Below are 21,279 nucleotides of genomic sequence, written 5' to 3'. Positions count from 1 at the left end.
TGTTCCAACCCCTTCACTTTGTTATAATGAAGACGACTCGAAATAAGTTTAAGCCCGGTGAAGAATTCACTATGTGGCGTTTACAAAAGGAGACAACGCATATGTCATTATTAGAACTGCGTCACGTGTCGAAAAGCTTTGGTTCTTACAAAGCTTTGGACAACGTGTCATTCAACGTCGAACCCGGTCGCATTGTCGGATTGATTGGTCCAAACGGTGCCGGTAAGTCCACTGCCATGCGTGCAATGACTGGATTAATGCGATTTGACTCAGGTGAAGTCATTTTTGACGAACAACCAGTTAAATTCTCTAAGACAAAAGCTCTGTCTAAGATGGGAAACTTAATTGAATACCCATCAATCTATCCAAACTTCACAGCCGAAGATCACATGAAGTATTACGCCATGGATTCAAAGGATCCAGAAGACATTCATGAATTGATGAAGTTGACCGGTATTGATGGTCCAAACTTCGGTAAGCGTAAGGCTAAGCATTTTTCTCTTGGAATGAAGCAACGTTTAGGAATTGCCATTGCTTTGGTTCGCAAGCCCAAGTTGGTTATCTTAGATGAACCAATGAATGGATTGGACCCCCAATCAGTCCGAGAAATTCGTTCGCTAATCCAACACTTAGCGGAAAAAGGCATTGCTTTTGTGATTTCTTCCCATCTTTTGGATGAATTGCAGCGCTTAGCTGATGACGTGGTCATTATTAACAAGGGAAAGATTATCCGTCGTGCGACGATGGCGGAATTCCTTTCGGAAGACAAGGCGCAAGTGAAAGTCAAGACTTCGGATAACCACGCCATGGTGCTCGCGGCAGAAGCTGCTGGTTGGCAGGTTAAGATGTCAGAAGATGGTGAAGTGTTGATTACCGCTGAAAACGGTGTGAATGCACAGGCTGTTTTGGCCAAGGCAACTGAGGCTAATGTGGAAGTACAAGACATCCAGACAGGAACTGTCAACTTGGAAGACCACTTGATGGAAGTGCTATCTGAAAACAGCACACGCGCTTAAACCTTAGCAAAGGAGAAATTATGATTACCCTATTAAAACAAGAATGGATGAAGGCTGTTAAGCAAAACCGCTTTTACATTTGGGCTTTGTTGGCCTTCATTATGCCAATTGCCGTTCTGAACACATTGATTCCAGCTGAACAACAGTTTTACGCTTATTACTACTTTGGTGGTGCAAGCATTATCGTTGCCATCGCCGGGTCGGTGATTGCGGCACTGACTTTTACACAAGAATTTGGTTATGGAACGATTCGCCCACTCCTATCACGGCAGTATTCCCGCTTTGAAATTTTCATTTCAAAGATTGTGATGATTATCGTCGAATACGTTTTGGTTCTTGCTTCTGCTATTTTGGGAACATTGGCGGGGCGTGCGATTTTCCAAATGATGCATGGAACGACAGGGACTGATATTGACTGGCAGACTTTCTTCTTTGCCCAGTTTATGGACGTTGTCATGACGTTGTTCTTCTTCGCCATTGTTTTGCTCGTATCAAACCTAGCTAAGTCCTCAGCAGCGGCCGTTTCGATTGGAATTGTTTTGTCAGTAGCAACTTCAGTGATTACTGCCATTACGACCTACTTGGTTCGCTTCTGGGAACCATTCAAGTGGAATCCTTTCACGGTACAAGCACTTCTATCACAGTTTAACGGAAGCAAAATGATGAACTTCCAGTTGAAGATGTACTTTGGTGCTGATGTATGGGTGATTTGGTTGGTTTATATCGCCTATTTGTTGGTAATTTATGCGCTGACTTTCATGATTTTCCAGCGTCGTTCTGTATAAAAAACGATAAAAAGCAGGCTTCGGCCTGCTTTTTATGTGGCATGAGTGAATTAATTAGGTCTCTTTCTCTTTTTTTGCTACAATGAGCAGAGGAGTTACTTATGTCACGCGAAAAGAATGTCTTTAATGATAAACAACGAATTTTACGACTGTATTCAATTTTAATTTCAAAGCAGGCCATGTCAGTGGAGCAAATCGAAGATCTTTTTTTCGTTGGGCAAAAAACAGTACAGCGAGACATTGCTGCGATTCGGGAGTTTTTGGCCGACTTACAACAGGGTGAAGCGGTTCAATCTGAAGTGATCTATGATCGCAAAATGAAGAAATATAAAATTACCGAGCGTGATCATCTTTTTGACGTATTTGATAAGATTAACTCGGAAGAAAATCCCTTTGATTTTTAGACAATCAAAAAGTCGGACAGAATGTTTATTACATTCTGTCCGACTTTTTATTCCTTTTCGTTAGCGTGTAAAGTAGCGAAGAAGGTCTGTTTCAGTTAAAGCTTCTTTCTCTTCGTCACGAACATCTAAAATGATTTTGCCGGCATTCAAGACAATGAGCCGGTTGCCATAAGTGAGGGCGTCTTTTAGATTGTGGGTGATCATGAGGGACGTGAGGTGGTTATCCTTGACCTGATGGTTTGTCGCTGCCATCAGCTGGTCAGAAGTTTTTGGGTCAAGGGCCGCGGTGTGTTCATCTAGAAGGAGCAAGCCGGGTTTGACTTGTGTTGCCATTAAGAAAGAAAGTGCCTGGCGTTGTCCCCCGGATAGGGAGCCAGTGGCGGTTTGCAATCGATCTTCAAGGTTATTCCCCATAGTCTTTGTCAGCTCGTAGTATTTTTCGAGCTTCTTTGCCGTTAGTTGCCGGTTTTTGAGTGTCCGGCGGGAGCCTCTTTTTTCTGCCAGTAGTAAGTTTTCGGCAACGGTCATTCGAGGAGCCGTACCCAATTTTGGGTCCTGAAAGACGCGGGCGAGGAAGGCTGTTCGCTTGACAGCAGGAACGGCGGTAATGTCTTCCCCGTTGTGTTCAACCCTACCAGAGCTGAGTGGGAGGTCGCCAGAAATGACGTTGAAAAGGGTGGATTTTCCGGCCCCGTTTGTTCCCAGAACAGTGATAAAGTCTTCTGGATAAATGTCTAGGTTCAAGTGGTCCATGATGGTCGTACCATTTGGTACGGTCACAGTGGCCTCTTTCAATGAAAAGACTGGGTTAGTCATGTGCCTTACCTCCCATGTGTAGGACTTTATCGAGCTTAAGATACTTACGTGCCTGCGGAATCATCATGGCAATAGCCAAAATGATGGATGAAATCAGATTCAAATCGTTGGTTGAGAAACCAAGTTGCAAAACAGCCAACAAGACCAGGCGGTAAATAATCGAACCAATGACGACAGCGACCAAACGTTGGTTCAGTGACAAATCACCGAAGGCCACCTCACCAATGATGATGGAAGCGAGGGCAATGACGATAATGCCAATTCCCATGTTAATGTCAGCAAAGCCGTTATTTTGGGCAATAACTGCACCACCAAAGGCGATGAGGGCGTTGGAAACCATTAGTCCCATGATGGTCATCTGATCGGTTTTAATTCCAAAGGCGGCTGCCATGACTTTGTTATCACCGGTAGCGATAAAGGCTTGGCCGAGCTCGGTTTGTAGGAACCACATGAGGAAGCCCAAAATAATCGTAATAACGATGAGGCCGAGAACCACACCATCGAAGTACTTTGGCAAGTCCTGTAGGAAAGACAAGGAAAAGATGGTCTTTTGATCCAAGAGGGAAATGTTAGCGGAACCCATGATGCGCAAGTTAATGGATAGACAGGCGGTCATGACTAAAATTCCAGCCAACAAGATGGGAATTTTTCCTTTGGTATAGAGAACACCGGTAATTAGGCCGGCCAAAGCACCAACAAAGAGGGCGGCGATGGTTGCTAAAAAGGGGTTCGTGCCGTGAGCGATTAAAGCGACAGCGGTAGAGGCACCTAAGGGGAAAGAGCCCTCAACCGTCATATCCGCAAAGTTTAAGATACGGAAAGTCAGGTAGAGTGCAACGCCGAGAACAGCCCAGAGAATTCCTTGTGAGATGGATGAAACGATAATAGACATTAGTAGGCCTCCTTATTGGCTTTGGCATCGGCAACCATGTGTTCCGGCAGCGTGATACCGAGGTCTGAAGCAGTTTGCAAGTTCACAGCGTAGTTTCCCTTTTCAACGGACTGCACGGCCATGTTTGAGGCTTTTTCACCCTTCAACACGCGTGCGGCCATTTGGCCAGCCTGGTAGCCAACCTGGTACTGAGACTGTGAATAGGTCACAAGACCACCATCAGCAACCATCGCATCGTTTGATGGAATCACCGGAACATTCTTTGCCTTAGCCGCTGAGACAAGGGTTTTCATAGCCGTGGCCACGGAGTTGTCTTGTGGTGCGTAGATGGCGTCTACTTCACCAGCCATGGTGTTGGCGACTTGGAGCATGTCGTTGGTCGATGAGATGGTGTAGGACTTGACCGTGTAACCCGACTTTTGCAAGGTTTTTTTCATCTGGGCCGCGTTGTAAGTACCACCTGAATCGGAAGTGGTTGAAATGATACCGATGGTCTTTGCCTTTGGCAATACTTCCTTAATAACAGCAGCTTGTTTTTGGTAAGGCGAGTCGCCGGCCACTCCGGTCACGTTCTTACCTGGCTTTGACAAAGAATTGACTAATTTCGCACCAACCGGGTTAGTGATACCCGCAAGGATGACGGGGGACTGCCCCTTCTCGGCCTGTGCCAACGATAGAGCAGCTGGCGTGGCGATACCAACGGTCAAGTCCATGTTTTTATTAGCAAAGTCTTGTGCCATGGTTTTTAAGTTCGCTTGGTTTGCCTGGGCATTTTGGTAGGAAATCTTAACGGTCTTTCCGTCTGTATAACCCCCAGCCTTTAAACCGGCGACAACACCCTCATGAATCTGATCCAAAGCAGGGTGCGTTACGAGTTGCAGAATACCAACGGTTGGTACCTTATTTTCTTTCTTGCTAGTTCCGTTGCCTTCTGCAAAGAAGGCAAAAACTAGAAAAGCAAGAATCACCGAAGTGACGGCTAATAAACGTTTATTCATGATTTTCTCCCATAAATGCTACCCAAGCTGTTTTTTTGCATGAAAAAAGCCTGCTCGGGTATTGTGATGTACCCAAACAGACTTTTATACATTAAAAAGAAGCCGGTTGGGACAAACTGTCATGACAGCTTGTCCGTATTCCGTCAAGCTGCGTTCCTACCGGCGCCACCATTGGCGATTCAATTGCGTTTGAAATGCAGTCATGTAATTGCTCCTAAAACATTAAAAGTTGACTTAAGCATACAAGAGTGCGCAACCCTTGTCAACAAAAATTAAAGAAAAATGTCTTTTCTCTAAGAAAATTAATCAAAGAGCTTAAAACGTTCGTCATCCTTTACGAAAGTCTTTGGATCCGCTGGTGCTTCGATGGAACCGAATGGCATCTCGCCACGGAGAGTCCAGCTGGCAGGAATATCAAAGGCTTCCTTCACTGCTTGATCAATTAGTGGGTTGTAGTGCTGAATGGAGGCGCCGATGTTATCTTCAGCCAAGCGCATCCATACCGAGTAGAGGGCAATCCCGATGGCCTCTTCGGCCCAACTGTCGAAGTTAGAGGCGTAGAGCGGTGCTTGTTCCTTCAAGCCCTGAACGATGTTTTCATCAGTGAAGTAGAGGACGGTTCCGAAACCAGCTTCAAAGGCGCCCTTGACTTTGGCAGTGGTTGCTTGGAAGGCTTCTTCTGAGGCTGAAACCTTTTTTAATTCTACTAAAGTCATTTCCCAAAGCTTTTCGTGAGCAGCACCCGTCAAAACAACGGCTTTAACTGATTGTGAATTAAAGGGGGATGGGCTTTCCTTAACGGCTTCCTTAATCATGTTGAAGAGCTCTTCTGGACTCTTCTTAACTTCTTTTCCCAATGCGTAAATTGAACGACGCTTTTTTTGTAATTCTTCGAATGTCATGGCTTACTCCGTTTCTTGTATTTTATAAAAGTACAAATAGTATGTTATACTAGTCGAGAATAAAAAACAAGGGGGAATGGTCATGAAGCCATCGTTAAAATTAACCAATGCCATCCACATTTTGATTTACATTTCGACTACTGACCAAAAGGCTACCTGCTCTTCCAAGGAAATTGCGGCCTCCGTGAACACTAACCCTTCGCGGATTCGGGCCCTCATGGCCGATTTACAAAGTGCGGGAATAATTGAACGCCTTGGCGATCACTTTTCACGACCAGTTTTAGCGAAACCTGCTGCTGCCATTAGTTTGGCCGATGTTCTTCAAGCAGTTGATCCTAACCCAGGCGTTTTTCCACTGGATAACAAAGTCAGTGATGACTGTCCGATTGCCCAGCAGGTTAACCCGGTACTTTCCACTTACTATGAAGAGATTGACCGGGCCCTCATTGAAAAGATGGCTGAAATCAATCTTGAAAACATTCTACAAGACGTTAATCAAAGGGCTGGGACCAATCTCTGTGTGATTAGCGGGGTTTCAAATGAAAAATGAGCGCTTGCCGTTGCTGGCCTTGGCCGTGTTTTTGGGAGGAGCAATCGGCGGGGCTTGCCGCTTTGCGCTTACCCTGGTTCCCTATTTGGGCGGCTGGCCAGCCATGACGGTTTTCATTAACTGTCTTGGAACCTTGGTGCTTTCAACATTGGGTGCCTACTTGAAGTCCTCAGATGAGGCACCAGCCTATTGGCAGGCGTTCATTGGAACAGGTTTTTGTGGTGGCTTCACAACTTTTAGTACCTTGATGTTGCAAGATGGTCATAACTTGATGACTGGGCACGTTCTTTTGGCCCTTTTCCTATTAGTTAGCAGTATTATCTTAGCCCTAGGTTCGCTTGCTTTTGGTCAGCGGTTCGGGAATTGGCTGGCTAACTGGAAGAAACGGAGGGAACGCTTATGATGGGACGGTTCTTGTTGGTCATGGGTGGAGCAGGTCTTGGCGCGTTGCTTCGCTATTTACTGCTGGCAATCTTTCCTTTAAAGAAGTCCTATTTTACGGGGATTTTTTGGATTAACGTGTTGGGATCTTTGGTCATGGGCTTCCTGTTCACTGTTCATCTTGACCAAAAGCTGGTAATCTTGTTGGAGACTGGTTTATTGGGTGGTTTTACAACCTTTTCGACAATGATGACGGAAAGTGCCCAACAGCAAAACGGACAAAGACAAATGGTGTACCTGCTGGTGCAACTATTTGCGGGCCTCGTTGCCTTTACTATTGGCTTGGTGGCCGGTCAATTACTCGAAATAAGACTTTAGATAACGATTTAGGAGACATGATATGGCTAAAATTGCGGTCATTACCGATTCATCATCCGCCCTACCACAGAGTTTACGAAATTCATTTTCAATTATTGAAGTGGCCATTCCCATTTTGTTTGGCCAGGAAACCTTCTTAGGTGGTCAGGACATCACTTCCATCGCACAGCTGGTGACAATGATGGGGGAGAAAAAAGAATTACCCACGACGTCGCAGCCCTCTCCGGCACAGTGGGAAATGGCGCTTAACCAGGCTAAGGACGCGGGCTATGACGAAGCGGTTATTATTACGCTTTCGTCTGGAATCTCCGGTGCTTTTCAGACGGCTAAGTTGGTTGCTGAAGGCTATGAGGGCTTGAATCGCGTTGAAGTAGTGGATTCAAAGCTTGTCAACATGGGCCAGGCCGCCCAGGCCTTATTGGCAGCTAGGTTGTCAAAAGAAGAAGCCACGATGGATGACATTCTGGCTAAGCTGGCGGATTTTCGAACACACATGGGCGTTCGCTTTGTCGTCAATGATATTTCGCACTTAAAGCGAACCGGTCGCCTTTCTCGGGGACAGGCGCTGATTGGTGGCTTGTTAAACATTAAGCCAATTTTGAACTTCGATATTGAGGGAGACGGCAAGATTGGGGCGGTTGGCAAGGCACGGAAGATGTCAGGGGCCAAGGACTTAATCCAAGAAGCCTTCGAAGCGTACCTGGCCAAAGTCGACTTTCCAGTGCGGGCCTACGTAATTGATGGTAATAACCAAAAGCTTGGTGATAAGTGGTTGAAGGACTTTACTAGCAAATATCCAGCGGTATCTTTTGAAAGGGCCGAAATGGACCCTGTGATTGGGGTCCACACTGGGGATGGGGCCATGGCCCTGATTTGGACGAAAGACTACCAATCCTATTCGAAGTGATGGAAATAACGTAACGAAAAAAAAGACCGGTCTTTTTATGTTAATGATGAATGGTTCAGTCGATGTTTTTGATTCCTAAAGCAGAGTCAAGCACGCCATTACGGCCGGATAGGCTGTAACGAAGATACTTTTGGTTGACATCAATGGTCATCTCTTCATCCATTTGATCCGTTGAATAAGGCTTTGCATAGACGGTTCCCAAGTTGGAATCAATTGTTGCACCAAATTCTGACAAATCGGTATTCTTTGGAACGAAGAGTAGATTGAACGAAAGGGCCAGTGTGCAGTTAGCTTCCTTCGAGAATGGACCAACACCGTCATCAAAGTCCAAAACAATCTTCTTGTCAGGGGTTGCGAACTTTTCCAAACGTGCCTTTGCTGCATCAGTAAATGTCAACTTCATGAATAGACCTCCTGCTTCTGTTTTCTTTCTTAACGACAAGTATAGTGTAAGGGAATTAACGTAAAAAGTCAAATTGGTATACTTGTTATTTTCGTCTTGTTGATTTGACTTTGCCAAAAGTGAAAAACTAAGCTAAACTGTTACAAAGCCTGTTGCCCCGTTTTTGAGAGGAATCAAGATGAAAAAAAGGACAAAAGCATATACGATTGTCTATGAAGTTTTAAACGCTGCCACGCATGGCGTTGGTTTTTGTTTGGCGTTAGTGGCTTCGGTCTTCTTAATTCAGAAGGTTTCGAGTCAGTCACCCAGCCCGCTAACGATTGCGGCCATTACCATCTATATTTTGTCAATTTTGCTATTTTTACTGGCTTCGACACTTTTTCATTCGCTGGTCTTTACTAAGGCCGCGAAAGTCTTTCAGTTTATGGATCATGCAGGGATTTACCTGGTGATTTTGGGTTCTTACACGCCCTATACGTGGCTAGTCTTGAAGTGGCCAATTGGCTGGGCCATTTGGACTGCCATCCTAGTGATGACGTTTGCTGGTCTCGTCTATGACATCTTTTTTGTTGGCCGCTGGCCTTGGGTAGCGGTGACCATTTACCTTGTGATGGGTTGGCTCATTATTTTAGTGATGCCCATTATCTGGCAATCGCTTTCGCCAGCTGCTTTCTGGCTTTTATTAACCGGAGGCGTGGTATACTCGCTAGGAACCATTTTTTATCTCGTCCCACAAATTCCAATGGGGCATGTTTATTGGCACGTTTTTGTTATTATTGGAGCGGGATTAATGTATTTCTCCATTTACCAAACGATTTAGGAAACTTGAAGGGAAACATAGGAAAAAGAAAATCATCATGGAAAAACTAAATTACCACTATCAGGACGCCTGGCGCTACACGACCACGGCCACCTGCCAATCACCAATTGATGTAGTGGCAGACAAGCTTGTTGATGGGCCGGCAATGGCCATTGACTGGTCGGGCTTAACCATCAGCCCACTGCTAAAAAAAGAACAGGTCATCGGCGACCAATTCTTTTGTCATGGAAAGCTTGTCATTGATGGACAGACGGTTGAACTCGTCCGTTTCCACATTCATGACGGTTTTGAACACCTATGGGACGGCCAAAGTGGTGCAGCCGAGCTACACCTTGTTTTTAAACGCGCTGATGGGGGGACGTTGGTTTTGGCAGTCTTTTTGGATGAAAATCCACAAGCTGAAGCTATTTTTAAGCCAATCCTAGATGGAACAGCGGCAAAGGTTGATTTGACAACTTTTTTGCCTAAAAATAAAAAAACAATGATGACCTATATGGGAACTTTGACGACGCCACCTTTGAAGAAAGACGTTGAATGGTTACTATTGAAGGAACGCCTGGGGATAAGTCCAGTGGATGTGGTGGCTTTTGCCCAAGCCTACCCGGATAATTACCGTAAGGTGCAACCGCTAGGAAATCGCTCGGTGGTACGTCATCAAATTACGAGTCTTCCTTGACCGTAGGGCTTGTTGACGAGTAGAGTAAATAGATAAGAAAAACAGCGCAGCGTATGTTGTGTCTGTTTTTATTTTGCTAAAGGAAGTGAATCATGAAAGAAGCAAGTCTTAAACGGGCAGCCCTGGTTGTGGCTGCCGCCCTCTTTATGCAGATGCTCGATTCAACAATTGTCACTACGGCACTGCCGCAAATTGCAACCGATTTATCGGTTAACCAATCGTCAGCCTCATTGCTGGTTTCGGTTTACATGCTTTTTGCCGCCATCTTCATTCCCTTGTCGGGTTGGATGGCAAAAAAGATGAGCCGCAAAACGCTTTTCTTGTTGGCGGTCATGCTCTTTACCCTCTCGTCAGTAGCTGCTGGACTAGTGAATAATCTAGCCTACATTTTGGTCATGCGTGCGATTCAGGGGATGGCGGGGGCAATGATGGTACCCGTTGGGAAACTCATCATTTTGGAAAACGTTGCGGCTAAGAATTTGTTACAAATTCTCTCCTTTCTGGTTTGGCCCGCTTTGATTGCACCAGCCATCGCGCCATTACTTGGGGGCTATGTTATTTCGGCGCTCTCCTGGCATTGGATTTTCTTCTTGAATTTGCCGATTGGGCTTGGTATTTTGCTAGCCGGCTATCTCCTGATTCATGATCAAAATGATCGGGAAGAAGCACCGTTTGACTTGGTTGGCTTTCTCCTCGTTGCGTTGGCTGCTGGATTGATTTTGGTAGCTGCCGAAGTGTTATCGCGTGGGTTGCCGCTGTTGGCCGTCGGGTCTGCGGTCCTTATATTGGGCATTTTCTTTGCTTTTCTGGCCTTTCGTCATTTACAAAAAGTCGAACAGCCACTCTTTGCTTTAGACGCCCTCAAAATTAAGTCTTTCCGGATTTATCAGACGGGGGGTTCCATCTTTTGGATGACGATTGGGGCCTTGCCTTACCTGTTGACCCTCCTACTACAGGTACCGTTCCACTGGTCAGCCATTGAGGCAGGAACGTATGTCATCTTCATCTTCTTAGGAAATTTGGCCATCAAGCCGTTTACAACGCCAATCATCCGGCGGACGGGCTACAAGTATGCCCTGGTGATTGCCCTTGGACTGGCCACCATGACGACTTTCCTAATGGCGGCCTTTACAATTGAAACGGCCAAGCCGTGGATTGCCTTTGTCGCCTTTGTTTCCGGAGTTGGTCGTTCATTAGCATTGACTTCCTATAATTCGCTTGCCTTTGCGGAACTTTCTAAAAAGGAAAAGAACGCGGCGAATACGTTACAATCCGTCATGCAGATGCTGTCACAGGCCTTTGGTGTCGGCTTTGTGGCGACTTTGGTCGCTTTGTTCTCAAAAATGTTTGTCACTAGTCTGGCTTACCAGGTAACACTCTTTTTGGTGGCGTTAATTTCGCTTTATCCATTACTTGAGGTATTGACCTTGCCGAAAAACGTTGGTGAAAAAACGTTATAAAGTCTTTAAAGACCGCTTTGCGGTCTTTTTTATTGCAAATAAATGAGAACTACTGGATAATGGCTGTAGGAAATGAGTACAAAAGGAGGTACGAGATGACAACACGTTATCAAGATGATTTTTATCAGGCAGTCAATGGTGACTGGATTGAAAAAGCCACGATTCCAGCGGACCGACCAGTAACTGGTGGTTTTTACGATTTGGTCGAGGGAATCGAAAAAGAAGAACGCCGAGTGCTTGAGCAAATTGAAAAGGGGGAACAGGAAACCCCAGAAGACCTCCGTGAATTTGTTAAATTGCATCGTTTAACCAATGATTGGTCAAAGCGTGCGGAAAATGAAAAACGTGAGGTTAAGAAGTTTTTGGCGCCACTGCTTGCTTTAACGTCTTGGCAAGACTTTCAAGAGCAAGAGGGTCAGTTGATTAAGGCAGGCTATTCAACGATTCTAGAGCCCACCATCAGCCCGGATTCGAAAAACACGAGTCGCAACGAACTTTGGCTAGCTAGTCCAGATTTGATTTTGCCGGACACGACTTCGTACCAAGATAAAGAGCAGAAAGAAGCACTTTTGTCTACCTGGTCAGCGATGGTCAAGGCATTACTCCAAAAGTTGGACTTGGCAGATGAAGGAACAGACTGGATTGATCAAGCATTGGCCTTTGATCAACTCTTAGCCGATCGCGAATCTTCTTCGGAAGAACTATCCGATTCATGGAAGAACTATCACCCAATGACGGTTGCTGCCGCACAGGAGAAGGTGCCGGCCGTTGCCTTGGCTAAGACGTTAACGACTTTGGTAGGGGAAAATCCGGAGAAAGTTATTATCTATGACGGGCCATTCTTTGACCGGGCCAACGAGGCATATGCCGAGCAAAACTTTGACAATGTGAAGGGGTGGTTGATTATCGAAAACCTGCTCGAGGTCGCCGGTTTTCTTGGGGATGAGACGCGTGTGCTGGCTGGTCAATACGGGCGCGCATTGTCTGGAACCAAAGAAGCAGTTAAGCCAGAGAAGGCTGCTTTTCGTCAAGCGCGGGCCTTCTTTTCACAACGTATCGGAAAATGGTATGGTGAAACTTACTTTGGACCAAAGGCCAAGGCGGATGTTGAGGCCATGGTGCAGGAGTTAATCAAGGTCTATGAAGGCCGTTTTGACCAAATTGACTGGCTTTCCGATGATACGCGGGCCAAGGCAAAGGTGAAGTTGAATGCCCTAGGTGTTAAAGTCGGGTACCCTGAACAGTTGCCGGATTACTTACTGAAGCGGACCGTTGACGAACAGGCATCTTTGCTCGAAAACGTGCAGCGCTTTTCGAAAGAATCAGTTGCTGAACACTTCTCAAAGTGGGGGAAGGAACCTGACAAGTCCCGCTGGGGCATGTCGGCTGATACGGTCAACGCCTACTATTCACCAGATTTCAACCACATCGTCTTTCCGGCCGCCATTTTGCAGGCACCTTTCTATGACTTGAAGCAGACGGCTAGTCAGAACTTTGGGGGTATTGGAACGGTCATTGCCCACGAAATTACGCACGCTTTCGACACCAACGGTGCTCGCTATGATGAAAAGGGAAACTTAAAGGAATGGTGGACAAAGGAGGATTTTGCCCACTTTGAAGAAAAGACGGCAGCCGTTGTGAAGGCTTTCGATGGGTTGGATTCCGCTGGTGCCAAAGTCAATGGGCACCTCACGGTTTCGGAAAACGTTGCCGATTTGGGTGGCGTTTCCGCCGCTTTGGCTGCTGCCAAGGCGGGCGGGGATGCCAACATCAAAGCGTTCTTTGAGAACTTTGCCACGCTTTGGCGGCAAAAGGCGGAACCAAAGTACATGGCTTTATTGGCCACGATTGATGTTCACGCCCCCGCTAAGTTGCGAACGAACGTGACGGTCAAAAACTTTGATGACTTTGAAAACGCTTTTGAAGTGAAAGAGGGGGATGGTATGTACTTGGCCCCAGAATCTCGAATTCAAATTTGGTAAAAAATTTCTTGAAAAACCTTGTCAGAAAACAGCTTTCTTGTTAATATAGAGAAGTTGTTTAAGACATGGGAGTGTAGCGAAGTCTGGCTAAACGCGACGGACTGTAACTCCGTTCCTTCGGGTTCGTAGGTTCGAATCCTACCGCTCCCATTGCCTCGCTTCAGGCAAATTTGAAGCATTGCCCCTTGGCCAAGTGGTAAGGCAGAGGTTTTTGGTACCTCCATGCGCTGGTTCGATCCCAGCAGGGGCAATCAAGTAAAAAGCAGACCGGAAGGTCTGCTTTTTTGTTGCTGTAAAAATTCGGGAAACGATTTCCTTGTGGCTTTTATGCCGTTTTGGGGAACTTTATTCCACATCGTGATAATGGCTGGGAGAAGACGGTTTACCGGCGTATGATGACAGTAATGAAAGCGTAAAAGGAGTGGGGCTCGTAAAATTCATTGATAGGGAATCAGGGTCGATTCTCTGCCTGCAATAGAGGAGCCTAATGATGATCGTTACTGCCTACCACGGAACTAGCAGAAAGAACGCTAAAAAGATTTTAACGGAAGGCTTTCGCATAGAAAAAGGAAGACAGCGTTATCCCAATGATTTAGGCCATGGTATTTATGGTTATCTGGATAGTAGTCCAGAAAAGGGGGATGTCTATTTTATGCAGACGGCAAAGGAAAATGCGCTGCTGTTTGCAAAACAAATTCGAAAGGTGCCCGCCAAACAGATAGTTGTTCTAAAGCTAACCATACAAATCGACATTCAGAACTATCTCGATTTAAATCAATTGGTTAACCGAAACCATGTTTTGCATTTGTATCAAAAGATAATTGGTGGGGTATTACGGGATATTAAGAAGGAATATGTTTCGGATCGGATTAGTCGGCGGCGACAAATGGATGGCGTTGTACTTGAAAAGTTGAATCAAGTCGGTATTATTTCGTTGCCACCGGTGGTGATAAAAGATACGTTTACGCGATTTAATGGCATCCTGTCGAATTTTACTAATGGTCGGGAAATCGTCATCAGAGACCCGAGGTATATTCACCTCATTGAAGCGATAGAAGAGCAAGGAGTAATGAAATGATTATTGATGGAAAAGAAGTTCAAGGCGTTATTCTTCCCGTTTTAACAGATGAAGAAATAGAAGAAAAATTAACTCCAGCTATTCGTCAGGAATGGCTCGAGCTTTTCGAAGAACAGGACCGGCGGATTGAAGAATGGCAAAATGAGCATAATTTCTAAAATCCGCTTGTTTCCGCTTGTTTAAAGTTATGCAAGATATTCTTGCTTGGCAATCGGCCGCTAATTTCGTAACCTGTAAGAGATGAATTTACGGAGGTGACGAGATGGAGTTTGGCAAACGGCTGCAACAACTACGACAGGAAAAAGGATTAACCCAAGAACAGCTAGCGAAAGAATTTTACACGAGCCGGCAAAATATTTCTTCTTGGGAAAATGGAAAAACCTATCCAAATATGCAGGATTTGGTTCATTTATCGGATTTCTTTGGTGTGAGCCTAGATGTCTTTTTGAAGGAAGATGGCCAAGTGCAAGAGAGTTTGGAGAAGGCGCCCGTGAAAAAGTTATTAACGCGTCTTTACGTTAAGCTAACAATCAGTCTTTTACTATTATTATTAAGTGATGTGGCGCAAGACCTTCTCAAGGTGCCTTTGCAAGCGGAGGTTTGGCTGATTGTTTTCTTTATCATTGTTAGTGCAGCTAATAACATTGAAGAATTTAACAAAGAGTTTGGTATTAAAGTGATTTATCCCTGGCAACTGCACCTCCGCAAGTAACAAAATGAACAAATTTAGCAGTGCTTGCAGACATTTGCTAGTGTTTGCTTTATAATTGGTCTTGTTAGATAAAGAAATGATTTGGGAGGCACACATGGCAAAATTAACTGTACAAGACTTGAAGAATTTGGCCGGTAAGAAAGTATTGATGCGAGTGGACTTTAACGTCCCTATTAAGGCTGGCGTTATTGGAAACGATAACCGTATCGTGGCTGCTTTGCCTACCATCAAGCATGTGTTGAAGGAAAACGGTCGTGCCGTTTTGTTCTCACACTTGGGACGTGTTAAGAAAGAAGAAGACAAGAAGGAATTGTCTTTGGCACCAGTAGCTAAGCGCTTAGGCGAATTGTTGGGACAAGAAGTGATCTTCGTTCCTGAAACGCGTGGTGCTAAGTTGGAAGCCGCAATCAATGACTTGAAAGATGGTCAGGTATTGATGGTGGAAAACACTCGTTTCGAAGACGTGAAGAACGGTGAATACGTCAAGTTGGAATCTGGTAACGACCCTGAATTAGGTAAGTACTGGGCTTCACTTGGAGATGATCTCTTCATTAACGATGCCTTCGGTACGGCTCACCGTGCTCACGCCTCAAACGTTGGAATTGCTTCAAACGTTGACCAGGCTGCTGCCGGTTACTTGATGGAAAAGGAAATCAAGTTCTTGGGTGATGCGGTTGATACACCAAAGCGTCCATTCGTTGCTATCATTGGTGGTGCAAAGGTTTCCGACAAGATTGAAGTTGTTCAATCATTGTTGAAGAAGGCTGACAAGGTGATCGTTGGTGGTGGAATGGCTTATACATTCGACGCTGCTAAGGGTAACAAGATTGGTAACTCACTCTTTGAAGAAGACAAGGTACAAACAGCCAAGGACTTGATGGCCGAAGCTGGGGACAAGCTAGTGTTGCCAGTTGACTCTGTTGCCGCAGATGCTTTCTCAAACGATGCCAAGACGGAAGTTGTTGATGCCGATGCTGGTATTCCTGATGGCTACATGGGCTTGGACATTGGTCCTAAGTCAATTAAGCTCTTCGATGACGTGTTGAACGATGCCAAGACGGTTGTTTGGAACGGCCCAATGGGTGTGTTTGAAATGCCAAACTTTGCTAAGGGTACGTTGGCCATTGGTGAAGAACTCGTTAAGGTAACGGAAAACGGTGGGACGACCATCGTTGGTGGTGGTGACTCAACTGCTGCCGTTCAAGCCTTGGGTGTTGCAGACAAGTTGTCACACATCTCAACTGGTGGTGGGGCTTCCCTTGAATACCTTGAAGGTAAGGAATTGCCTGGTATCGCCTCATTGACGAACAAGTAAACAAATTTTCAAAAGTCGACTGCGGTCGGCTTTTTTATTTGGTCTTTGAGTTAGCCGATGGTTTCATTCTAAATTTGTAAGGCGTATAATGGATACAACGTAAATTGAGAAGGGGTGTACTGTGTCAAACGAGCAAAAAGTCCGCGAACAAGAATACCTAAATGAAACCTTAAAGAAGATTGACTTGGCCCAACTAGAGGCTGAAGCCGAGGTTAAAAAGTCCAAGGGATCCTTAGCCGATGTATCAGCTGCCTGGGATGACGTCCGCGTCAAGACATCAACCTATTCCGGTATCGTGGAAACGGCGATGTCCATTCGTCAGCAACAGCAAGCGATTCAGGAACGACAGTCAGCTAAATCTCGTGCGGAAGATCGCTACAAAACGTTGGCGAAGCAAAAGGATAAGCCCTATTTTGCGCGCATCGATTTTTTGGACAATGCGGAAGAGAACCGTGAAAAAGAGACCGTTTACATTGGTCTGGCCTCGTTTGCTGACGATGACGGCCGTTTTTGGGTCTACGATTGGCGAACACCAGTTGCCTCAATCTATTACGATGGTGGTCTTGGTAAAGTCGACTACATGACTCCTGCCGGTAAGCAAACGGCTGATGTGACATTGAAGCGTCAGTTTGAAATTGAAAAGGGTGTGATTGTCACGCTTTTTGATACGGAAGAAGCGATTGGGGATGCCATGCTTCTCAATGCGCTGTCTGGTGAGTCGACGACCAAGATGAAGTCGATTGTCACGACCATCCAAAAAGAGCAGAACAAGATCATCCGTAATACGGATGCGGACCTACTCTTTGTTCAAGGAGCGGCTGGTTCTGGAAAGACGGCGGCCATTATGCAACGAGTGGCTTATCTTCTTTATCGTTACCGTGGTAAGTTGAACTCGGGTCAGGTGGTGATGTTTTCACCTAACCAATTGTTTAATGACTACGTGGACCAGGTCTTGCCAGAATTGGGTGAACAGAACCTGGTGCAGCTGACTTTCTACCAGTATGCGTCACACCGTTTGCCACGGTTTGAAGTTCAAACGCTGGAAGACCGCTTTGAAAAGAATAAACAAAACGAGAAAATTGATCACCTACTTGGTTCGCTTGACATGTTCCGGGCTGTCCAAAGCTATGCTCAGGATTTGAATCAATCCGGATTAAAGGTTCGGAATCTGAACTTCCGTGGCGAAGTACTCTTGAGTAAAGAGAAGATTCAAAGCGTTTACTACCAATATAATGAGAACTACAAGTTGTCACAGCGACTCGAAGCAACCCAGGAAAGTCTGATCCGTTCGCTTCGCTCGCAGGTTGGGGTTCAAATGAAGTCCGACTGGGTCGAGCTAGCCATTGAGAACCTGTCGAAGCAGGAATATGACGAATTAGTTGGGGCTGGTCAAGTTCGGTTAGGGGATGACCAGGTTAATGACGCGGGTGATTTGACTCGTCGTCATCAACTTGGCGAAGGACCAAAGGAACGGACTTTTGCTTCTGATAAACAAGAACGTAATTTCCTGGCGAAAAAGATTGCAACAAAGGCCCTGCGTCCGCTAGCTAAGCGCGTTCGTCGCGCAGGATTCATCAATATTAACGCGCAGTTTGTTGATCTCTTACGGGCACTGCCAAAGTATTTGAATTTGGCCGACTTTCAAATTAGTTCAGGCGAATGGACGGCTTACATTGCCACTGTCATTGAGCAGGTTAAGGAGCGCAAGCTATCGCTATCAACGACGACCATTTATCTCTATTTGTATGATTTGATTACTGGAAAGCATGGGCAACGTGAAATTCGTTACCTCTTTATTGACGAAATTCAGGACTATACGCCTTTCCAATTGGCCTTTTTGAAGTTTTCATTCCCAAACGCCAAGTTTACGGTTTTGGGCGACCTGAACCAAGCAATCTTTACTCAAGACTGGGCTTCATCGTTGGAAGAGGACTTTGCCTCACTCTTTAATCCCGAAAAAGTCGACTTTGTTGAGTTGACGCAAACTTACCGTTCAACGAAGCAGATTACAGACTTTTCAAAAGCCTTGTTGAAAAACGGTAAAACCATCGAGGCCTTTAACCGGTCAGGTGATTTGCCGGTTGTTAAGATGGCGAAGACGGAAGCGGAGGCTGTCCAAGCGGCCCGTGAACAGCTTGCCGTTAACGAGGGGGATGGCGAACAAACGGCCATTATCACCCAAACATTGGCCGAAGCGAAAGCCTTGGCCGAGGAGTTAAAAGACGAACCAGTGACACTCATTCGTTCCGAAAACCAGCGTTTGGCACCTGGGGCTGTCATTTTGCCGTCATACTTAGCCAAGGGCTTGGAGTTTGATGCCGTCATTGTCTGGCAAGCTGATGCCGCTCATTATCAGTCAGATGATGTTCGTCGCCTGTTGTATACTGTGACGTCCCGAGCCATGCACCGTTTGACCTTGATTGGCGCTGGCCAGGAATCGCCAATGATACAGGCATTGCCGAAGTCTCTTTACAAATTGGAGGCCGTTGATGATTGAACGATTAATTGAAGAAGTAAAAAACGCCCATCAGGGTGTTTTTTTTACGATTGGACTAACCGGTTCTGTTGCAGTTGGAAAGTCAACGCTGGCTGACCAACTTGCGATGGAAATCAAGGCGGCGGGCCTAACAGTTCAAGTGCTCTCGACGGATGCTTTCTTGAAGACAAATGAACAACTTCATCAAGAAGGTATCTTTGATGAAAAGGGATTTCCAAATAGCTATGACCTAAAAGGAATGGCAACGTTTATCGAAAATTTCCGGAATGGACAACAGACTCAGCGCACGGCTGTCTATTCGCAAACCCTGGCTGACCGGGTTCCTGGGAAAGAAAGCATCATTGACCGGCCAGATGTTTTGATTTTAGAGGGGGTTGTCGCCCTACAATTACCGAAAAAACTGCTTGATTTAACCGTCTTTTTAGAAGCGGATTTGCAGGATATCCGTGACTGGTATTTAGCCCGTAATTTATTAGCGACCGTCAAGTCCGCAAACGAACCCAATTCTTGGCGGGCCAAGTACGCTGATATGCCGCTCTTGGACTTTTATAAACTTGCCATGGGGGTGTGGGAAAAAACGAACCAGCAAAACTATGACCGCTTTATCTACCCAACGAAGGGAAAAGCCGACTGGGTGGTTTCAGTCGACTACTATCACCAAATTCAGTCGATTACGCCAGGTACTGCTAAAGACTAGACCTTAGTTTAAGGATTCTGTTAAGATTGGGCTTGTTTGACTTTTAAAATTTTTAGCAGTAGTATACTTGTCTGGATTATTTCTTGTTATATATGGAGGAAGAAATGGCAAATTCAACGGATAACACCACTGGGAAACCGGTGAATAAATTAGCCATGATGGCCTTGCTGATGATTGGTTCCTTTGTGATCATCTTGATGCAGACCTCATTGGGAACGGCCTTGCCAGCGCTGATGACGGCATTTAATGTCGATTCTGCAACCGTGCAGTGGCTGACGACTATCTTTTTGATGGTTAACGGAATCATGGTGCCAGTTTCGGCTTACATGACAACGCGGATTCCAACGAAGTATCTTTACTTGACAGCTTTGGCCGTCTATATCTTAGGGACCTTTATGGCCTGGACCGCCCCAACATCTGCCTTTTGGGTCTTGATGTTGGCCCGTGCCTTGCAAGCCATGGCTGCGGGAATTGTTATGCCTTTGATGCAGGTTGTGGCTTTGACGATTTTCTCAGAAAATTCTCGTGGAAAGGCTTTGGGTTCCATTGGGTTGGTTATCGGAATGGCACCAGCCATCGGACCGACTTTGAGTGGTTGGATTCTGGACAGCAAGCATGACTTTCTTGGTTTAACCTGGGGTGGCGACTGGCGGTCAATCTTTGGATTGGTCTTGCCTTTGGCCATTATCGTGTTTATTCTTTCCATCTTTTACTTTAAAAACGTTTTGGAAACGAAGAAGGTTTCACTTAACATCCGTTCATTGATTGAATCAACGGTTGGATTTGGTTTGTTGCTCTTCGGATTTGCCATGGTTTCAGACCACGGTTGGGACTCATTCAGCTATGTTATTGCACCAATCATTGTGGGTGCCTTGGTTATTGCGGAATTTGCCCGTCATCAGTTACACATGGAAACACCGTTTTTGGATGTTCGCGTGCTGATGAACAAGCAATTCGCCTTGACGACAACGATGGTTTCCTTAACTTTCATCGCCATGTTGGGTGTTGAAATGGTACTGCCAACCTACATGCAGACGGTACGTGGTTTGACGGCCTTGAATTCTGGTCTGACTTTGCTACCCGGCGCCTTAATGATGGGCTTGATTTCACCAATTGCCGGCTCTTTCTACGACAAATATGGTGCCAAGCGCTTGGCAATCTTTGGCTTTGCCCTCGTCACCTTGGCCACTTTGCCTTACTACTACCTAACGGCAGAAACGCCAACCATTTACATTACGGCGCTCTACATGGTTCGAATGGCCGGCATTGCCTTTACCATGATGCCGTTGACGTCATCGGCCATGGGTGCGTTGGCTAAGGAAGAAAATGCTCAAGGAACGGCCGTCAACAACACGGCCCGTCAAATTGCTGCTTCACTTGGAACGGCTGTCTTGGCCTCCGTCATGCAGTCGGTTGCAAACGACAACATGCCAAGCAACGCCTTGAAGTCGGCAGATCCGATTGCCTATGGATCAAAGGCGATTACGGCAACGCTTGACGGTTTCCACACGTCGTTCTTCGTGGCAGCCATGTTTGCCTTGGCCGCTTTCGTCCTTGCCTTCTTCCTACACAACGGAAAGGTCAACCAACCAGAAATAAAGGAGAACTAA

Annotated in this window: 23 protein-coding genes and 2 tRNA genes; 20 read left to right on the top strand and 5 right to left on the bottom strand. The window is 45.9% G+C overall.

Features of this window, described 5'->3' with window-relative positions; translation table 11 throughout:
* Positions 1–101: 101 nt before the first annotated feature.
* From IV71_RS04325 to IV71_RS04315, 3 genes are all read left to right on the top strand, one after another.
* Positions 102–1,016, top strand: coding sequence for an ABC transporter ATP-binding protein (locus tag IV71_RS04325; protein ID WP_010691369.1), 915 nt, complete (start codon positions 102–104; stop codon positions 1,014–1,016).
* A 20-nt stretch (positions 1,017–1,036) separates the two neighbouring features.
* Entirely contained in the window at positions 1,037–1,801 is a 765-nt protein-coding gene (locus IV71_RS04320; protein ID WP_010691373.1) for an ABC transporter permease, read from the top strand.
* A 101-nt stretch (positions 1,802–1,902) separates the two neighbouring features.
* Positions 1,903–2,205 carry a hypothetical protein gene (locus IV71_RS04315; protein WP_010691375.1) on the top strand — a complete coding sequence of 101 codons (303 nt, stop codon included), beginning with the start codon at positions 1,903–1,905 and terminating at the stop codon, positions 2,203–2,205.
* 60 nt (positions 2,206–2,265) lie between these two features.
* Here IV71_RS04315 and IV71_RS04310 read toward each other — a convergent pair whose 3' ends face one another.
* From IV71_RS04310 to IV71_RS04295, 4 genes are all read right to left on the bottom strand, one after another.
* On the bottom strand, positions 2,266–3,021 hold the full coding sequence (locus tag IV71_RS04310) for an ABC transporter ATP-binding protein (RefSeq protein ID WP_010691376.1): 756 nt from the start codon (positions 3,019–3,021) through the stop codon (positions 2,266–2,268).
* Positions 3,014–3,913 (bottom strand): ABC transporter permease, encoded by a 900-nt coding sequence (locus IV71_RS04305; protein WP_010691377.1) that lies wholly within the window; start codon positions 3,911–3,913, stop codon positions 3,014–3,016. The genes IV71_RS04310 and IV71_RS04305 overlap by 8 nt, the downstream gene beginning before the upstream one ends.
* Positions 3,913–4,911 (bottom strand): tryptophan ABC transporter substrate-binding protein, encoded by a 999-nt coding sequence (trpX, locus tag IV71_RS04300; RefSeq protein ID WP_010691378.1) that lies wholly within the window; start codon positions 4,909–4,911, stop codon positions 3,913–3,915. The genes IV71_RS04305 and trpX overlap by 1 nt, the downstream gene beginning before the upstream one ends.
* A gap of 302 nt (positions 4,912–5,213) precedes the next feature.
* Entirely contained in the window at positions 5,214–5,813 is a 600-nt protein-coding gene (locus tag IV71_RS04295; protein ID WP_010691379.1) for a nitroreductase family protein, read from the bottom strand.
* Between the two features lie 82 nt (positions 5,814–5,895).
* Here IV71_RS04295 and IV71_RS04290 point away from each other — a divergent pair, with 82 nt between their 5' ends.
* The 4 genes from IV71_RS04290 to IV71_RS04275 are packed head-to-tail and all read left to right on the top strand — an operon-like array spanning position 5,896 to position 8,029.
* Positions 5,896–6,363 (top strand): Rrf2 family transcriptional regulator, encoded by a 468-nt coding sequence (locus IV71_RS04290; RefSeq protein WP_010691380.1) that lies wholly within the window; start codon positions 5,896–5,898, stop codon positions 6,361–6,363.
* Positions 6,353–6,766: a fluoride efflux transporter FluC gene (locus IV71_RS04285; RefSeq protein ID WP_010691381.1), complete on the top strand. Its 414-nt coding sequence runs from the start codon at positions 6,353–6,355 to the stop codon at positions 6,764–6,766. The genes IV71_RS04290 and IV71_RS04285 overlap by 11 nt, the downstream gene beginning before the upstream one ends.
* Positions 6,763–7,122 carry a fluoride efflux transporter FluC gene (locus IV71_RS04280; RefSeq protein ID WP_010691382.1) on the top strand — a complete coding sequence of 120 codons (360 nt, stop codon included), beginning with the start codon at positions 6,763–6,765 and terminating at the stop codon, positions 7,120–7,122. The genes IV71_RS04285 and IV71_RS04280 overlap by 4 nt, the downstream gene beginning before the upstream one ends.
* Before the next feature lie 22 nt (positions 7,123–7,144).
* Positions 7,145–8,029, top strand: coding sequence for a DegV family protein (locus IV71_RS04275; protein ID WP_010691383.1), 885 nt, complete (start codon positions 7,145–7,147; stop codon positions 8,027–8,029).
* 55 nt (positions 8,030–8,084) lie between these two features.
* Here IV71_RS04275 and IV71_RS04270 read toward each other — a convergent pair whose 3' ends face one another.
* Complete coding sequence (locus IV71_RS04270; RefSeq protein ID WP_010691384.1) at positions 8,085–8,432, bottom strand: iron-sulfur cluster biosynthesis family protein; 348 nt, start codon at positions 8,430–8,432, stop codon at positions 8,085–8,087.
* Between the two features lie 178 nt (positions 8,433–8,610).
* Here IV71_RS04270 and trhA point away from each other — a divergent pair, with 178 nt between their 5' ends.
* The 13 genes from trhA to IV71_RS04210 all read left to right on the top strand — a co-directional run bounded on the left by trhA (position 8,611) and on the right by IV71_RS04210 (position 21,279).
* Positions 8,611–9,252, top strand: a complete 642-nt coding sequence (gene trhA / locus IV71_RS04265) for a PAQR family membrane homeostasis protein TrhA (RefSeq protein WP_010691385.1) — start codon at positions 8,611–8,613, stop codon at positions 9,250–9,252.
* Between the two features lie 37 nt (positions 9,253–9,289).
* Positions 9,290–9,928 carry a carbonic anhydrase family protein gene (locus IV71_RS04260; RefSeq protein ID WP_056995022.1) on the top strand — a complete coding sequence of 213 codons (639 nt, stop codon included), beginning with the start codon at positions 9,290–9,292 and terminating at the stop codon, positions 9,926–9,928.
* A 92-nt stretch (positions 9,929–10,020) separates the two neighbouring features.
* Positions 10,021–11,388, top strand: a complete 1,368-nt coding sequence (locus tag IV71_RS04255) for an MFS transporter (protein WP_056995021.1) — start codon at positions 10,021–10,023, stop codon at positions 11,386–11,388.
* Positions 11,389–11,483: 95 nt separating this feature from the next.
* On the top strand, positions 11,484–13,370 hold the full coding sequence (locus tag IV71_RS04250) for a M13-type metalloendopeptidase (RefSeq protein ID WP_010691393.1): 1,887 nt from the start codon (positions 11,484–11,486) through the stop codon (positions 13,368–13,370).
* A gap of 67 nt (positions 13,371–13,437) precedes the next feature.
* Positions 13,438–13,520 (top strand) — tRNA-Tyr (locus tag IV71_RS04245).
* Positions 13,521–13,549: 29 nt separating this feature from the next.
* Positions 13,550–13,621: transfer RNA gene (locus IV71_RS04240), tRNA-Gln, on the top strand.
* Between the two features lie 236 nt (positions 13,622–13,857).
* Entirely contained in the window at positions 13,858–14,448 is a 591-nt protein-coding gene (locus IV71_RS04235) for a hypothetical protein (protein ID WP_141559891.1), read from the top strand.
* On the top strand, positions 14,445–14,606 hold the full coding sequence (locus IV71_RS07915) for a hypothetical protein (protein ID WP_010691397.1): 162 nt from the start codon (positions 14,445–14,447) through the stop codon (positions 14,604–14,606). The genes IV71_RS04235 and IV71_RS07915 overlap by 4 nt, the downstream gene beginning before the upstream one ends.
* 104 nt (positions 14,607–14,710) lie before the next feature.
* Entirely contained in the window at positions 14,711–15,160 is a 450-nt protein-coding gene (locus IV71_RS04230; protein ID WP_010691399.1) for a helix-turn-helix domain-containing protein, read from the top strand.
* A 94-nt stretch (positions 15,161–15,254) separates the two neighbouring features.
* On the top strand, positions 15,255–16,475 hold the full coding sequence (locus tag IV71_RS04225; protein ID WP_010691401.1) for a phosphoglycerate kinase: 1,221 nt from the start codon (positions 15,255–15,257) through the stop codon (positions 16,473–16,475).
* A 121-nt stretch (positions 16,476–16,596) separates the two neighbouring features.
* Entirely contained in the window at positions 16,597–18,972 is a 2,376-nt protein-coding gene (gene helD / locus IV71_RS04220) for an RNA polymerase recycling motor HelD (RefSeq protein WP_010691403.1), read from the top strand.
* On the top strand, positions 18,965–19,669 hold the full coding sequence (locus tag IV71_RS04215) for a nucleoside/nucleotide kinase family protein (protein WP_010691405.1): 705 nt from the start codon (positions 18,965–18,967) through the stop codon (positions 19,667–19,669). Before helD ends, IV71_RS04215 begins: the two co-directional genes overlap by 8 nt.
* A 104-nt stretch (positions 19,670–19,773) precedes the next feature.
* On the top strand, positions 19,774–21,279 hold the full coding sequence (locus IV71_RS04210) for an MDR family MFS transporter (protein ID WP_010691407.1): 1,506 nt from the start codon (positions 19,774–19,776) through the stop codon (positions 21,277–21,279).

The organism is Fructobacillus fructosus KCTC 3544 (genome assembly GCF_001438695.1).
GTDB lineage: Bacteria > Bacillota > Bacilli > Lactobacillales > Lactobacillaceae > Fructobacillus > Fructobacillus fructosus.
This window is presented reverse-complemented; position numbering and strand designations above follow the sequence as displayed.

Coding starts and splice junctions, on each gene's coding strand:
- IV71_RS04255 (WP_056995021.1), top strand. CDS start 10,021: ATGAAAGAAGCAAGTCTTAAACGGGCAGCCCTGGTTGTGGCTGCCGCC.
- IV71_RS04250 (WP_010691393.1), top strand. CDS start 11,484: ATGACAACACGTTATCAAGATGATTTTTATCAGGCAGTCAATGGTGAC.
- IV71_RS04310 (WP_010691376.1), bottom strand. CDS start 3,021: ATGACTAACCCAGTCTTTTCATTGAAAGAGGCCACTGTGACCGTACCA.
- IV71_RS04225 (WP_010691401.1), top strand. CDS start 15,255: ATGGCAAAATTAACTGTACAAGACTTGAAGAATTTGGCCGGTAAGAAA.
- IV71_RS04295 (WP_010691379.1), bottom strand. CDS start 5,813: ATGACATTCGAAGAATTACAAAAAAAGCGTCGTTCAATTTACGCATTG.
- trpX (WP_010691378.1), bottom strand. CDS start 4,911: ATGAATAAACGTTTATTAGCCGTCACTTCGGTGATTCTTGCTTTTCTA.
- IV71_RS04275 (WP_010691383.1), top strand. CDS start 7,145: ATGGCTAAAATTGCGGTCATTACCGATTCATCATCCGCCCTACCACAG.
- IV71_RS04305 (WP_010691377.1), bottom strand. CDS start 3,913: ATGTCTATTATCGTTTCATCCATCTCACAAGGAATTCTCTGGGCTGTT.
- IV71_RS04320 (WP_010691373.1), top strand. CDS start 1,037: ATGATTACCCTATTAAAACAAGAATGGATGAAGGCTGTTAAGCAAAAC.
- IV71_RS04210 (WP_010691407.1), top strand. CDS start 19,774: ATGGCAAATTCAACGGATAACACCACTGGGAAACCGGTGAATAAATTA.
- IV71_RS04230 (WP_010691399.1), top strand. CDS start 14,711: ATGGAGTTTGGCAAACGGCTGCAACAACTACGACAGGAAAAAGGATTA.
- IV71_RS04285 (WP_010691381.1), top strand. CDS start 6,353: ATGAAAAATGAGCGCTTGCCGTTGCTGGCCTTGGCCGTGTTTTTGGGA.
- IV71_RS04290 (WP_010691380.1), top strand. CDS start 5,896: ATGAAGCCATCGTTAAAATTAACCAATGCCATCCACATTTTGATTTAC.
- IV71_RS07915 (WP_010691397.1), top strand. CDS start 14,445: ATGATTATTGATGGAAAAGAAGTTCAAGGCGTTATTCTTCCCGTTTTA.
- IV71_RS04315 (WP_010691375.1), top strand. CDS start 1,903: ATGTCACGCGAAAAGAATGTCTTTAATGATAAACAACGAATTTTACGA.
- IV71_RS04270 (WP_010691384.1), bottom strand. CDS start 8,432: ATGAAGTTGACATTTACTGATGCAGCAAAGGCACGTTTGGAAAAGTTC.
- IV71_RS04260 (WP_056995022.1), top strand. CDS start 9,290: ATGGAAAAACTAAATTACCACTATCAGGACGCCTGGCGCTACACGACC.
- IV71_RS04325 (WP_010691369.1), top strand. CDS start 102: ATGTCATTATTAGAACTGCGTCACGTGTCGAAAAGCTTTGGTTCTTAC.
- IV71_RS04215 (WP_010691405.1), top strand. CDS start 18,965: ATGATTGAACGATTAATTGAAGAAGTAAAAAACGCCCATCAGGGTGTT.
- trhA (WP_010691385.1), top strand. CDS start 8,611: ATGAAAAAAAGGACAAAAGCATATACGATTGTCTATGAAGTTTTAAAC.
- IV71_RS04235 (WP_141559891.1), top strand. CDS start 13,858: ATGATGATCGTTACTGCCTACCACGGAACTAGCAGAAAGAACGCTAAA.
- IV71_RS04280 (WP_010691382.1), top strand. CDS start 6,763: ATGATGGGACGGTTCTTGTTGGTCATGGGTGGAGCAGGTCTTGGCGCG.